Genomic DNA, 12,923 nt, shown 5'->3' with positions numbered 1-12,923 from the left:
AGGAAGTGAGCTTCAGCGGTTTCGGGTTACGCACCGGTCTTGATGGCGAGCTGGCCTTGCGCCTGATCCCCGGCAGGCCGCCACAGGGACGCGGCCTGATTACGCTCGAGTCGGGCCGCTTCCAGGCCTACGGCCAGAACCTGGTTATCGATAATGGCACGCTGCTGTTTACCGGCGACCTCGAAGACCCCGCACTGAACGTTGAGGCCACACGTGATTTCGACACGGTAAGAGTCGGTATACGCCTCAGCGGTACCGGTCGTGCGCCCGTGTCGAATATTTTTTCCGAGCCGGCCATGGCCGAAGCCGACGCGCTGTCTTACCTTGTTATCGGTCGCCCACTGGCAGAGGCCACCGCTGCAGAGGGTCGCTCGATCCAGAACTCCGCGCTGCTGCTCGGCGCCGCACGTGCCACTGCGATTACTGACCAGATCGGCCGCAGCGTTGGTCTGGATGAGCTGCGGCTGGACACTCGCAACGTCGACACCGGCGCCATCATGGCCGGCAAACGCATTGGACCGGACCTGTACATTCGCTACAGCTACGGCCTGTTCAGCCGCCTCGGCGCATTGCTGCTGCGCTACCGCCTCAACAACCGCATCAGCCTCGAGGCCCGCTCGGGCGAAGACCAGTCGCTCGACCTGATCTACACGCGCGAATCCAACTAGTTTTTTTCGTCGGGCTGCTTGCTGGCGTCGCCCGGCATGAGCTGCACCGGGAAGGGTTCGGTGACGCTGCCGGTGTACACCGAAACATGCGGGAAAGGTATCTCGATGCCGTGCTCGTCGAATGCCTGCTTGATACGCTCCGGGAGCATATTCCTGATCTCGAGGAAATTCTCCCGCCTGGACCAGATCGAAAACTGCAGGTCCAGCGACGAGTTGCCGAAGCCCTGAAAAATGAGCAGCGGCCGGGGCTCATCCAGGCATAGCGGATAATCATCGGCCACAGCAATCAACAGCTCGCGCACCTGTGCGATGTCTTCCTTGTAAGCCACACCCAACATCAGATCGAGCCGGCGAATGGGAAACCGGGTGAGATTGACGATCTCGCTCTTGATCAGGGTTTCGTTCGGAATACGAACGTACAGGTTATCGAAGGTGCGCAGCTTCACTGACAACAGGTCGATCGACAGCACCTCGCCGGTCCGGTCTCCGAGCTTGATGATGTCGCCTATGGAAAACGGCGCCTCGGCAACCAGGAACAGGCCGCTGATGAGGTTGGATGCTGAAGTCTGCGACGCGAAGCCGAGCGCAACTGAAAGTACGCCAGCCGCGCCAAGCACGACGCCAAGGCTGAAACCCAGCTCGCGCAGGGCCGCCATCGCAACAAGAACAAACAGTGCATAAAACACCAGCCGCTTCAGCATGACGGCGCGGTGTTCGCCCATCGGCACACGGGTGCTGCGGTAGATGACACGCGAGGCCAGCCGTGCCAGCACCAGCCCGATAATGATAATCAGGCCGGCTCGCAGCCACTGGGCTACACGTTCGTCGGCAAGTAGTGCGGTTATCTGTTCCATATCAAAACAACGAGCTGAAGACTTCCATCACAGACTTGTGCGCGATCGGTCGCTGTGGTGCCGCCAGTACCTCTCGATTCTCTGGCACGTAGGTCGCCGCGCTGTCGATTTCGAATTCGGCCGCGGTGCTGTTGAGCTCGCGGGTGAAGCGAATCCCGTCGGTCCACAGCCGGCTGCCGGCCTCAAACAGGCTCAGCGCCTGAACCGGTATTCGCAACTGCGAGACCGGCAGTGCGTCGGCACCTTTGTTAATCACTTCAACCGGTGTTACCGCCCGGTGCGGAATGCGGCCGAGCAATTCGGCACTCGTACGCGCCTTGGTGCGGCTGGCGTAACACAGTTCGCCTATACGTGTGTTACTGCCAAACCAGGTGTCAGACGGGCGAAAGATCGGGACATCTGTGAGCAGCGCTGTATCTGCTGCAAGCGACTCGATGCGCACCCACAGGCTGGTACCGACAAACAACACCGTGTTCTGCCCCGACGGAATAACCAGCGGCGTCTCGGGACGTACCACAACAGGTCTGTCAGCCAGCCGCGGTGTCAGGCGCAGCCTGTTGCCCGCATCGGCCAGCGCGTAACGTGTTGTCTCGTCGGCGTTGTCCGGTTCGCCTGTCGCGGGCATCTCGACTGACAGACGATCGAGCAAACGATCAGCATCGGAATGCCACGACAAGCGCCACTCGCCTGCCGAGGCGCGTGCCCACAGCGACAGCGGCCCGATCAGCCAGCGGCTCCACTGATCGAGTGGCGTATCGAACTCGCCCCACCAGCGGCCGGGATCAGCCATGGACCGATCCCGGCGCCGGTGCGTACATGTTTTTTTCAGTCGTCGAAATCGTCCCACTCATCGTAGTCTGCGCTGACCACCTGGTCGTCACGCCAAAGTCCCCGCCGGTGCCTTGTCCAGTGACGGCGCCGATCACGTTCACGGTCCGATGCGATGAACGACTCGATGTCGAATTCGCTGTCGAACAACACTGCTTCGTCAAAATCATCGGTGGAAAACTGTTTGTTGCCCATAGTCATGCACCTGTGCGCTCCCGGTCACTGCTCTCGTTGCCTGTTCCCTGGCGCCGGGGGCGAAAGTCCCTGCCAAAACCATGCGGGCCAGCCCGCCGGAGCACGTGGCGAATATAGGCCCGCCGGGCGCAAAGTCAATATCCTCAGGCGCCACCCTGGCCCGCCCCGGTGAAGCCGCTGCGCAGGTGCAGGTCGCGCTGCGGGAAGGGGATCTCGATGCCGTTTTCAATCAGCGCCGTCTCGATGGCCCAGGTGTAGGCGGCGTGCACCCGGCCAGGGTTTCTTACCGAGGCCTGCTTGACCCATACCACCAGCTCGAAATCCAGACTGCTGTCGCCAAAACTGGTCAGCCACACATCGGCCGCCCGGGCCGGCTCGTCGGTAACCGTGTAGGGCACCTTTTTGACCGCCTCGAGCACCGCCTGCTTTACCTTGTCTTTGTCAGTCCCGTAGGCGACCCCGAAGGGTACGTGCATACGCCGACTGACATCCTTGAGTGTCCAGTTTGTCAGCCGGCCGCTGACAAATTCCGAGTTGGGCACCAGAATGTCGAGATTCTGGTTGGTATTGATCAGCGTGCTGCGTACGTTGATTTCTTTCACCAGGCCACCAACGCCGGATTCGAGTTCGACGTAATCGCCCACTTTCAGGCTGCGCTCGAACAGCAGAATCAGGCCGGAAACGAAATTATTGACTATCGACTGCAGGCCGAAACCGATACCGACACCGAGTGCACCGGCAACAATGGCGAGGTTGGAGAAATTCAGGCCAATCGACGCCAGGCCTACCAGTATCGCGGCGGCGATGATGACGTAATGGGCCAGCCGGCCAACGGTATAAAACGCCGACTGGGTGCCCTCGCTGCGCGAGCCGATTCGGTCCAGCCCGTGGCGGAACAAACGCGAAATCCAGATCGCGACAAACAGGATAAATGCGACACGCAGCAGGCCAAAAACGGTAAGCGGTGTGTCGCCGATGCGAAACAGGCTGGCCTCACCCCAGCGCTGCGCGCCGGCCCAGCTATCGCCCAGCCACAGCATCAGCGCAGCAAAGCCGCCGCCAACAATACCTTTGCCGGATACCAGCCGCTGCTGCAACAATCCGCGCACGAACTCCAGGTCGCCTGCCGAACTTCGCGCCTGGCCGACATTGAGTAGCACCTGGTTGGCGGTTTGCAGCCGCTGCCGATTGATACGTTGCAGCGACGGGTCCTGCTGTTCATCAAAACGCAAGGCGGTCAGTTCCTGCTCGGCCTGCTGCTCCCACTGTTCCAGCTCAGCCCTGACAAGCTGCAGACGCTCGCCGGAATTTGCCAGCACCTGCTGTGACCGCGTCATATTCTTGTCAGCACTACCTGGCAGGTACAATTCCAGCCAGTTGCGCTCGATTTCATGACGCGCAATCTGCAGCCTGAGATCGCTCTCCGCCGCCGACACTTCCAGCGCCCGAAGCGCGCGCCAGGCGCTGTCTGCACGATCCCTCAACGAGGTTCCCTGGGCGCCGAGTGCCCGCGCCTGTCGCTCACGCAGGTCATCCTGGATTCGCCCGAGCTGCGTATTGAGCTGGTCAAGCTGACCTGCCACCTCGTCGAGCTCATTCGGCGTCGCTACGATTGACCCGACTGCATGTTCGACCAATGCCGTCATGCCCTGCTCGCGATCTTTGAGCGCGGCATACGTTGCGCTGCGCACGCGTAGTTGTTGTGTCGCGCTGGCCAGCTCAGCGCGCGACGCCATAATCTGCAGACCCCGGATCAGTCGCTCCGAGCTGGTTGCCCCCAGCGCCAGGTAGCTGGCCATCAGGGTATCGATACGCCGTTGTGCTGCTGCGACGGAGGCCTTGCTCCGGTCAATCACCTGGCCCAGCTGCGACAGCTCACGCCGCGCCTTGCGCAAGGATCGCTGCAGCTCAATGACTTCACGGAGCCGGTACTCCGCTACAGTCGCCGCTACCGGCTCAGGCATGCTGCCGGTCTGCGCTTTCAGATCCGGCAGAGCAGCCAGGTTCAGCCGCAGTCGCTCGAGATAGGGCTGCGCCTGCTGCGCATAGTCGCCCGACGCTGCTGCTGCGGAAGATTGTCGCACCATTGCGTCGATACGCGTCTGCAGCTCGGCGCCGGCATCGCCGATGTACTTCCACCAGTCCGCAGTCAGGTTGCGAGGATCCGGCACTGATGGCGACGCCTGCTGCTCCTGCGCCCACGCTGCCGGCAGCAGCAACAGGAACAGGAAAGCAAGTCTCACAGCCATTCCTTATGCCTGAGCACTACGAACAAGGTGGCAACAATAACCGCCATCACGCCAAGCACTGTGAAGTAGCCATATTGCCAGGCCAACTCCGGCATGTTGGAAAAATTCATGCCGTAAATGCCGGCCAACAGGCCAAGCGGCATGAAGATTACTGTAACAATAGTCAGCACACGCATGATCTGGTTGAGTCGATGCGAGGCCACCGAAAGGTACGTATTGAGCAGGTCGACCGCCAATTCCTGGTTGAGCTGGCACAGACTGGCCAACCGCTCCATGTTTTCGTAGATGTCGTTGAATTCGTGGTCGTCGAACAACTTCATCAGGCCCTCGTTACTCAGTGCCACCTGTTTCATCATCAGGTGCTGGTAGGTGAGCGTGCGGCGCAATTTCTTCAGGATCCGGTTGTACAGCGCGAGATCCTCGATCAGGTCGTCGCTGGGGGATTCGAACATGCGGTCCTCGATCTCACCCAGACGTTCTTCCAAGTCGACCACATAAGGCGTGAACTCGTCGACAATGTGGCGACAAATGCGATACACAATGTGCGCGGGACCGCGCTCGAGTTGCCCGACCGTCGAGCTTTTCCACACCGGGTCAACTGCACTGGCCGCGCCCTGACGCCGGGTTACCAGGAAATTGTCACCAACGAACAGCGCGAGATGCGTCAGCGACGGGTCATTGACCGAGGTCTCGTCGATATCGAGCTCGCGCAGCAACAGGAACACACAATCGTCGAACAATTCCTGCTTTGGCGGGTGGCGCTCGCGTTGCGCATCCTGAATAGCGAGGCGATTAATATGAAACTGCTGCTCCAGCAGTTCACGCTCCCTGTCCTTGTCGACACCGTCCAGATCGACCCAGATCCATGCTCCGGGCGTGGCTGGCTGCTGGCCAAGCAACTCCTCGCCGCCGGTTCTCAGCCCGCCTCCCGGCTCGTAGATCATTGCCCGTAGGCCGCTCATGGCTTCCTCCTAGACTATCGGTGGTGACTGCCCGGCAACGTCCTGGCTGGTGAGGTCCTGCACCTGCTCGACATGAGCTGCTGCCGCCGCCGGTCGCGAAACGCGGCCAATGTGATAGATCGCCTCGCCCTCGTGCACCAGCGGCAGGTTGCTGCGTCCGATGATAATCCCTTTTGCTGTGGCCTGGACCGGCACCTCTTCGGCACCAAAGGGGTCTGACAACACACCAAGCCGTTGTCCCTTGGTCACTTCGGCCCCCAGCGCGGTGGTGGCACGGAACACCCCGCTGACCGGCGCCCGTATCCACGTCGAAGAGCGCGCCACGAAAGGCTTCGAAGGCTTCCTCTTTCGTGGTGGCAGCATACCAAGATCGCGCATTACATTGAACACACCACTGACGCCGATGCGTATGGCCGCTTCGTTGAAGCGCAGCGCTTCGCCCGCTTCGTACAGCAGCACCGGGATGCCGCGTTCGGTTGCGGCATCACGCAACGAACCGTCGCGAATTGCCGAGTCCAGCACCACCGGCGCGCCGAACGCCTCCGCCATCTTTTTGACTTTGCGGTTGCCGAGCTTGCCGCGCACCTGCGGCAAGTTGTCACGATGCAAAGCGCCGGTGTGCAGGTCGATACCGTGCGTTGACCGCTCGACAACTTCATTCATGAACAGGTGCGCCATGCGTGCGGCCAGCGAGCCCGTCGGGCTGCCGGGAAAACTGCGGTTCAGGTCGCGCCGGTCCGGCAGGTAGCGGGATTGGTGTACCACACCGAGTACATTGACGATTGGCACGGCAATGAGCGTGCCGCGCAGCCGTCCGGTGATACGCGAGTTAACCACGCGACGCACGATTTCGATGCCATTGAGCTCGTCGCCATGAATCGCGGCACTGAGGAACAGCACCGGCCCGTCATGCTTGCCGTTAACCACGTGCACCGGCATGTAGATGGGTTCATGCGTATAAAGCTGCCCGGCGATCAGGTCAACTGTCTGCCTGTTGCCAGGCGCGATGCTGGCGTCACTGATCTGCAGCGGTCGGCCGCTCACCCCTTGCCTCGTGTGCGGGTGCGATGCGGGCGAGCATTTTTCTCGATGAACTTCATGATCAACGCAGCAACATCTTTGCCGGTAGCTCCTTCGATGCCTTCCAGTCCAGGCGAGGAATTGACCTCGATTACAACCGGACCGCGCTCGGAGCGCAATACGTCGACGCCCGCCACGTTTAGACCCATGACTTTCGCAGCCCGCACCGCGGTCGCGCGCTCGTCCGGGGTGAGCTTGACCAGTTCGGCACTGCCACCGCGATGCAGATTCGAGCGAAACTCGCCGTCCGCCGCCTGGCGTTTCATTGCCGCAATGACCCGGTCGCCTACGACCAGGCAGCGGATGTCCGCACCACCGGCTTCTTTAATGAATTCCTGCACCAGGATATTAGCATTCAGGCCCATGAAGGCCTCGATGACACTCTCGGCTGCTTTTGGTGTCTCCGCCAGCACTACGCCGATTCCCTGGGTGCCCTCGAGCAGCTTGATAACCAGCGGCGCGCCGCCGACCATACTGAGCATGTCCCGGACGTCATCCGGCGCGTGAGCAAATCCGGTAACCGGCAGGCCGACACCCTTGCGTGCCATCAGCTGCATCGAACGCAGCTTGTCGCGGGAGCGGCTGATGGCAACTGACTCGTTGACCGGGAACACGCCCATCATTTCGAACTGGCGCAGCACCGCGGTACCGTAAAAAGTTACCGATGCACCGATACGCGGTATCACCGCGTCAAAATCCTGCAGCTTTTTGCCATCAAAGTGTATTTCGGGGTTGTTTGCCGCGATGTTCATGTAGCAGCGCAGCGGGTTGATAACCTTCACCTGATGTCCACGCTGCTCGGCCGCCTCTACCAGTCGCCGGGTGGAGTACAGCTTCGGGCCGCGCGACAGGATAGCAATGCGCAGCCGTGGGTGTTCCTTTACTGTTGTGTCGCTCATTTCTTCTCCGGCTTGTTGCCTGCAAGGTAGGATCTGCCCGGGTGCACGACGCAGCGTTTGCGCATTGCGGTACGGCCCAGCAGCATGCGAAAGCGCATATTGTCGCGCGATGTCAGTGTTATCTCGATGGGCCAGCGCTCGCCGGCCATCTCGATAGTCGTTTCGATCACCGGGCGCATCTCGCGGTGTCCGCCCGAGTCGGTAACCCAGCGTTCGTCGAGTATTTCCGCTTCGCACATGACTTCTGTTTCACTGTCACGCTGTCTCGGATGCAGGCCGAATCGAACCGTGGGGCGATCCCGTCCCTCGACCGTTTCGATAAAAAACGCATGCAGCGCCGAGGTGCGTGCACCGGTGTCGACCTTCGCCTTGATACGCTCGATCCCCAGATCCGGTAACGCGATCCATTCGCGCCAACCCAGCGGAATTTTTTCCTTGGCCATTTGAAAGCCCCCAGTTGCAATGCAAACCCCGGGGGCGCAACGCGCCCCCGGGACAGCATCTTAACGCTGCGTGCGTACCAGGCGTATGCCAAAGGCCGTTATCAGCGCCAGCAGGCCGCCCAGCCCGATCAGTGGCAGCGGGCTGCCAGTCTTTGGCAGCATGGCGACGGCCGGGGCCGGCTCAGGCGCCTGCACCGCTACGACCGGCGGCGCCGCCGGGGTTGCGGGTGGTGTTGCCTGAGGCACGCCCGCATCAACCAGCACCAGTTCGCGGTTTGGTGCCCGGGTGACATAGGCGGTCAGCCGCTGGCCACGCTCGAGCGCAGTTACGTCGGTCCGTTGTCCGTCGATATAGAAGTGGAAGCCGCGCGGCACCTGGAAAGTATGCCGGCCGCGCAGTTCGGTAATCCGTACGGTAAGCCGCCGGCCGCTGACCCTGACGACCTGCATGTTGTATACATCAATATCGTCCTGAACCCAGGCAAACGACGTCTGTGCCGTGGCTGGCATGGACAGACTGGCCAACAAAAATACTGCTACTGCGGTAAGTACAAACCTGCTCATTGAAAAGTTCCTCCTGTGGCAGATGTTTCAAGCACGGCCCGCACCACGTAACGCTGTGGCGCCGGACCAACGAAATAAAACGGGTAGCACGTGATGAGCGTCAGTATCGGTTGCCCGGTATCGTCCATCACGTGCACAGCATCAGGCTCGACGATCAGTGACTGCCGCACCACATAACGGTGCTGTTCCTGCAACGTCTGGATGACGACCGTATCGCCCTCGGCCAGTTCACCGAGTTCGCGGAAAAACCCGTCGCGGTGCGCAGCCAGGACGACGTTGCCGGCTTCGCCGGCACTCGCCGACTGCGGCACACGGCCAACGGCGCGATTCAGCGTCACCTCATCGGTTCCTGCCCACACCGGCGCCTCCAGGGCGATAGCCGGGATACGCAGCACCGCTTCGGGCAGCTCGTGAATTGACGTCAGCGACTCGCGGTAGGCTGCCTTGCGCGACTCTGACCACAGCGACTGCTCGGCTGCATCAACCTGCAATGCGCTGCGCTCGAACTGCTGTAAATCGCGTCCGGATGCGCGGTCAGCATGTACCGCGGCGATGAAATAAAACCCGAGCAACAGTCCGGCAGCGAGCCAGGCCAGCACCTCCAGTCGGCGCAGCAATTGATTACTGTTGCCGTGCATTTCGCGACAGCCTCCAGATTGCCCGCATAAACCAGCCGATTACTATGCCGATAACGAGCATGAGATAGATCAACAGCGCGCGGGAAATTTCCACAGTCCACATCAGCAGACGAATTTCGACAACCTGCGAGTTCTGCACGGCAAACAGGCTAACCAGCACCAGCAAAACTGCAGCGATGGCAATCTTTACGCGCATGTTTTTACCCCCCTGTTCAACTCAAACGGCTGATAAAAGCTGTGATCGCTGCGGCCAGTTCGTCCCAGGCTGCATCGAGCTGGCGCCGGTTACTGTCCCATAATTGCGGGTCGGAACCGCGCAGCTGTGCCAGCCGTCGCTCGATAGTCACCAGTTGCGCATCCAGTCGTGTCTTCGCCCGCACGATGCCGCTCAACTTGCTGCCAACGCCCTGTAGCTTGGCGCGCGCCTCCTCCATCCGTTTCTCGGCCTGCGACAGGTACTGTTGTTGCTGCAGATGTGAGGCCACGATCTCCTCGTGCCCGCGCCGACCGCCAGATTCACTCATCACGACCGCTGCTCCATGACTGGTCGCCAGACCAGGTTCGGAGCCGATGGTACGGTCAGACTGACGATAAATAAAACTAAAATTAGTTGTGGATTTAATAAGAAGTTTTTATTATTGGTCCATGGATCTGGAACTGCTGCGTACCTTCCTCGAACTCAACCGGACGCGGCATTTCGGCCGCTCCGCTGAGGCCCTCAATGTCACCCAGGCGGCGGTGAGCTCCCGGCTGAAAAACCTCGAGCAGCAACTGGGTTCGCTATTGTTCGAGCGCAGCCGGCGGGAAATGAGGCTGACGCCCGAGGGCAGCCGGCTGGTTCCCCACGCGCAACGGTTGATCGCAGCGTGGCGCGCGGCGCGGCAGGACGTGACCTTCGCCGGTGCGGCGGTACAACTGGTGATCGGCGGCAGCCTGCGTCTGTGGGACGCCGTACTGCAACGCTGGCTGCACGAGATGCGGCGCACCTGGCCGGAGATGGCCATCATCGCCGAGTCGCAGACACCGGATGTACTGACACGGCAGCTGATCGACGGCACGCTGGATGTCGCGATCATGCTCGAACCGGCGCAGCTGGAAATCATGCACATCCGCGAAACGGCAACCCTTCAGTTCGTATGTGTATCCAGCAGCGCGGGTGTTTCCATCGAAACCGCGCTCGGTGACGGCTATGTGTATGTCGACTGGGGTTTGTCATTTGCGCTTGATCACCGGCGCACCTTTCCTGACGCGGTCGAGGCCAGAACCCGGGCATCGCATGCGAAAATGGCACTCGAGTACATCAACGCCGTCGGCGGCAGCGCCTACCTGCCGCTCCGGATGGTGGAGAAAGACCTGGAATTTGGTCTGCTGCACCGGGTTGAAGACGCGCCGGTTTTCGAGCGCCAGGCTTACGCCACGTTTCCGGTGCGCTCGCCGCGTCTCGAACTCATCGAGCAGGCGCTGGAACTGATCCCGCCGACGCTGGCAGCCTAGGCTGCTGGTTCGAGTTCGATACGCAAACGGTCCCTGACGGTTTCCAGGTCGCGTCGCTCCTCCGGATCCGGAGGTTCAGATCGCGACAGGTCGTCAGCCCGCGCACGATGCCGGTTCCGTGCACGGACCGGACCGTTCCCGCGCCGGGATGCCATGGCGGTGCGCAGGCCAGCCTGATGCAATATTTTTGCTGGCGCCGCCGCGTTGCCAGGGGTATATTCCCGTCGCCGTTTTGTATGGAGAGATCCGGATGAACCCAACTCACCGCATCATATCGACGCTGCTGTTATGCGCCCCGCTGCTGGCCATTGCCAGCGACCAGCAGGTGCGCGACCTGATGTTTTCTGATGCGGTAGCCGCGCGCGATGCGGCTAAGGCAGCCGATGCGGCAACCTACGCGCCGCGCACCTTTGAGCGCGGCAGCGATGCGCTGGCCGCCGCCGAACGGGATTTTGGCCAGGATCGCCCGCTCGAGCGCATCAAGCGCGCGCTGGCTGAGGCAGCTCAGACCTACCGCGATGCGCAGAAAATCGCACGCAGCGCACGCGCCGAGCTTGCGAGTCTGGTCAAGTTGCGACAGGCAGCCCGGGGTGTGGACGCCGGCCTGCACGACGAGAAAAACTGGCAACTGGGCGAACGCAAGTTTCGCGAAGCTATCAATGAGTTCGAGCGTGGCGACAAGCAGGCGTCACTGCGTCGTGCAGCAGAAGCCGAGGAGCTGTACCGGCGCGCTGAGCTGGCCGGCATCAAGGCGGCGTATCTCAACGATGCACGGCGACTGCTCAACCAGGCAGAAGAAGCACGTGCCGAGCGCTACGCGCCGGCGACGTTCAAGCTGGCGCAGGAACTACTCGCAACAGCTGAAAAAGAGCTCACCGACAACCGCTACGATACCGACCGGCCGCGCGACCTCGCGCGGCAGGCTCAGTACGAAGCGCGTCACGCGCTGTTCCTGGCAAACGAAGTGAAAGAGTCGCGCAAAGAAGGCGTCGAGTCGTTCATATTGGCCGGTGAGCTTCCGTTGCAGCAGATTGCGGGCTTGGCCGATCTTACTGTCAGCTTCGACGAGGGTTACCAGCCAGCAACCCGCAGCATCCTCGAGTACATCCGCGAGCTGCAGCAACAGCAGCGCACAAATGAGCAGGAACTTTACGATCGCGCCCGGCAGATCGCTGCGCTGGAAGCACAGCTGGACTCACTCGAGACCCGCCTGGGCGGTATTAGCGAGCAACGGCAGGCACTGGAAGTCGAACTTGAGCGGCAGGCAAAGGAACGCGCGCAGTTTGCCCGCATTGAGAACATGTTCAATGAAGACGACGCTGACGTACTGCGTGACGGCAGTGACATCATCATCCGCATGGTTGGCACTAGTTTCCCGGTTGGCAAAGCAACCATCGAGCCGCATGCCTATGGTCTGCTGACCACGCTGATGGAAGCAATTCGCGTATTTCCCGATGCCATGGTGACCATTGAAGGTCACACCGACGCCTACGGCGGCGATGCAATAAACATGAAATTGTCACAGGAGCGTGCCGATGCTGTGCGCGCCTACCTGCGCGCCAATATGAACATAGCGGACGCCCAGATCGCAGCAGTTGGTTACGGTGAAACAAGGCCGATTGCCAACAATGAAACCAAAGAGGGTCGCGCGCGTAACCGGCGTATTGACATCGTGCTGCATACAAAAGCACGCAGCGGCAGCTGATGCATTGGCTACAGCCTGAGGCATCAGATGCCCCTGGCTGTCAGCTAAAACAGACCGTGGAGCGCTTCGAAGCGCAGCCCTAACACCAGGGAATTATCCAGTCGCGGCTCGGCGCCGGGGTTGATGATGTACTGGATATCAGGCTGCAGGTAAAGCCAGTCGGAAACCCGGGCCCGGTAGGTCAGCTCGATTGTGGTTTCGTGCGTATTGCTGTTATTGGCCTGGCGGTAGTCGTCACCAAGGCGGACTGAAGCAATCGCCAGGCCAAGCTGGTCCGAACGGCGGTGCGACAAAAAGCCGCTCCATGCGATGCCCGCGCCGAAATAGGCTTTGGCCGGATTGAA

At 60.9% G+C, this 12,923-nt stretch carries 16 protein-coding genes; 3 read left to right on the top strand and 13 right to left on the bottom strand.

Going from position 1 to position 12,923, the window contains the following annotated elements:
• Window positions 1-668: hypothetical protein (locus HKN06_14370; protein NNF62497.1), on the top strand; the 668-nt coding region annotated here is incomplete at its 5' end.
• Here HKN06_14370 and HKN06_14365 read toward each other — a convergent pair.
• The 12 genes from HKN06_14365 to HKN06_14310 all read right to left on the bottom strand — a co-directional run bounded on the left by HKN06_14365 (window position 665) and on the right by HKN06_14310 (window position 9,904).
• Window positions 665-1,522 carry a mechanosensitive ion channel family protein gene (locus HKN06_14365; protein NNF62496.1) on the bottom strand — a complete coding sequence of 286 codons (858 nt, stop codon included), beginning with the start codon at window positions 1,520-1,522 and terminating at the stop codon, window positions 665-667. The genes HKN06_14370 and HKN06_14365 overlap by 4 nt on opposite strands.
• 1 nt (window position 1,523) lies before the next feature.
• A complete protein-coding gene (locus tag HKN06_14360; GenBank protein NNF62495.1) occupies window positions 1,524-2,312 on the bottom strand; it encodes a hypothetical protein in 789 nt (262 codons plus the stop codon).
• A gap of 35 nt (window positions 2,313-2,347) precedes the next feature.
• Window positions 2,348-2,551: a hypothetical protein gene (locus HKN06_14355; GenBank protein NNF62494.1), complete on the bottom strand. Its 204-nt coding sequence runs from the start codon at window positions 2,549-2,551 to the stop codon at window positions 2,348-2,350.
• A gap of 137 nt (window positions 2,552-2,688) precedes the next feature.
• Window positions 2,689-3,585 carry a mechanosensitive ion channel gene (locus HKN06_14350; GenBank protein ID NNF62493.1) on the bottom strand — a complete coding sequence of 299 codons (897 nt, stop codon included), beginning with the start codon at window positions 3,583-3,585 and terminating at the stop codon, window positions 2,689-2,691.
• A gap of 1,199 nt (window positions 3,586-4,784) precedes the next feature.
• Entirely contained in the window at window positions 4,785-5,756 is a 972-nt protein-coding gene (gene corA / locus HKN06_14345; protein NNF62492.1) for a magnesium/cobalt transporter CorA, read from the bottom strand.
• A gap of 9 nt (window positions 5,757-5,765) precedes the next feature.
• Window positions 5,766-6,695 carry a succinylglutamate desuccinylase/aspartoacylase family protein gene (locus HKN06_14340; GenBank protein ID NNF62491.1) on the bottom strand — a complete coding sequence of 310 codons (930 nt, stop codon included), beginning with the start codon at window positions 6,693-6,695 and terminating at the stop codon, window positions 5,766-5,768.
• A 101-nt stretch (window positions 6,696-6,796) separates the two neighbouring features.
• Window positions 6,797-7,702, bottom strand: a complete 906-nt coding sequence (gene rimK, locus HKN06_14335; GenBank protein NNF62490.1) for a 30S ribosomal protein S6--L-glutamate ligase — start codon at window positions 7,700-7,702, stop codon at window positions 6,797-6,799.
• 29 nt (window positions 7,703-7,731) lie between these two features.
• On the bottom strand, window positions 7,732-8,178 hold the full coding sequence (locus tag HKN06_14330; protein NNF62489.1) for an ATP-dependent zinc protease: 447 nt from the start codon (window positions 8,176-8,178) through the stop codon (window positions 7,732-7,734).
• A gap of 60 nt (window positions 8,179-8,238) precedes the next feature.
• The gene (locus HKN06_14325; GenBank protein NNF62488.1) at window positions 8,239-8,742 is read right to left on the bottom strand and encodes a hypothetical protein; all 504 of its coding nucleotides are present in this window, start codon (window positions 8,740-8,742) and stop codon (window positions 8,239-8,241) included.
• Window positions 8,739-9,380, bottom strand: coding sequence for a class D sortase (locus HKN06_14320; GenBank protein NNF62487.1), 642 nt, complete (start codon window positions 9,378-9,380; stop codon window positions 8,739-8,741). Before HKN06_14320 ends, HKN06_14325 begins: the two co-directional genes overlap by 4 nt.
• Complete coding sequence (locus HKN06_14315) at window positions 9,364-9,576, bottom strand: LapA family protein (GenBank protein NNF62486.1); 213 nt, start codon at window positions 9,574-9,576, stop codon at window positions 9,364-9,366. Before HKN06_14315 ends, HKN06_14320 begins: the two co-directional genes overlap by 17 nt.
• 16 nt (window positions 9,577-9,592) lie before the next feature.
• On the bottom strand, window positions 9,593-9,904 hold the full coding sequence (locus tag HKN06_14310; protein ID NNF62485.1) for a hypothetical protein: 312 nt from the start codon (window positions 9,902-9,904) through the stop codon (window positions 9,593-9,595).
• A 121-nt stretch (window positions 9,905-10,025) separates the two neighbouring features.
• On the opposite strand from HKN06_14310, the gene HKN06_14305 reads away from it, so the two are divergent.
• Together HKN06_14305 and HKN06_14300 are read left to right on the top strand one after the other, a co-directional pair.
• The gene (locus HKN06_14305) at window positions 10,026-10,874 is read left to right on the top strand and encodes a LysR family transcriptional regulator (protein ID NNF62484.1); all 849 of its coding nucleotides are present in this window, start codon (window positions 10,026-10,028) and stop codon (window positions 10,872-10,874) included.
• A 250-nt stretch (window positions 10,875-11,124) separates the two neighbouring features.
• Window positions 11,125-12,579, top strand: coding sequence for an OmpA family protein (locus HKN06_14300; GenBank protein NNF62483.1), 1,455 nt, complete (start codon window positions 11,125-11,127; stop codon window positions 12,577-12,579).
• Between the two features lie 44 nt (window positions 12,580-12,623).
• On the opposite strand, the gene HKN06_14295 is transcribed toward HKN06_14300, so the two are convergent.
• Window positions 12,624-12,923 (bottom strand): hypothetical protein (locus HKN06_14295; GenBank protein NNF62482.1); only part of this gene is annotated, 300 nt, incomplete at its 5' end.

The organism is Gammaproteobacteria bacterium (genome assembly GCA_013003425.1).
Classification (GTDB): domain Bacteria; phylum Pseudomonadota; class Gammaproteobacteria; order Steroidobacterales; family JABDKV01; genus JABDJB01.
The sequence above is the reverse complement of the archived record's forward strand: the minus strand, read 5'-3'. Positions and strand labels throughout refer to the sequence as shown.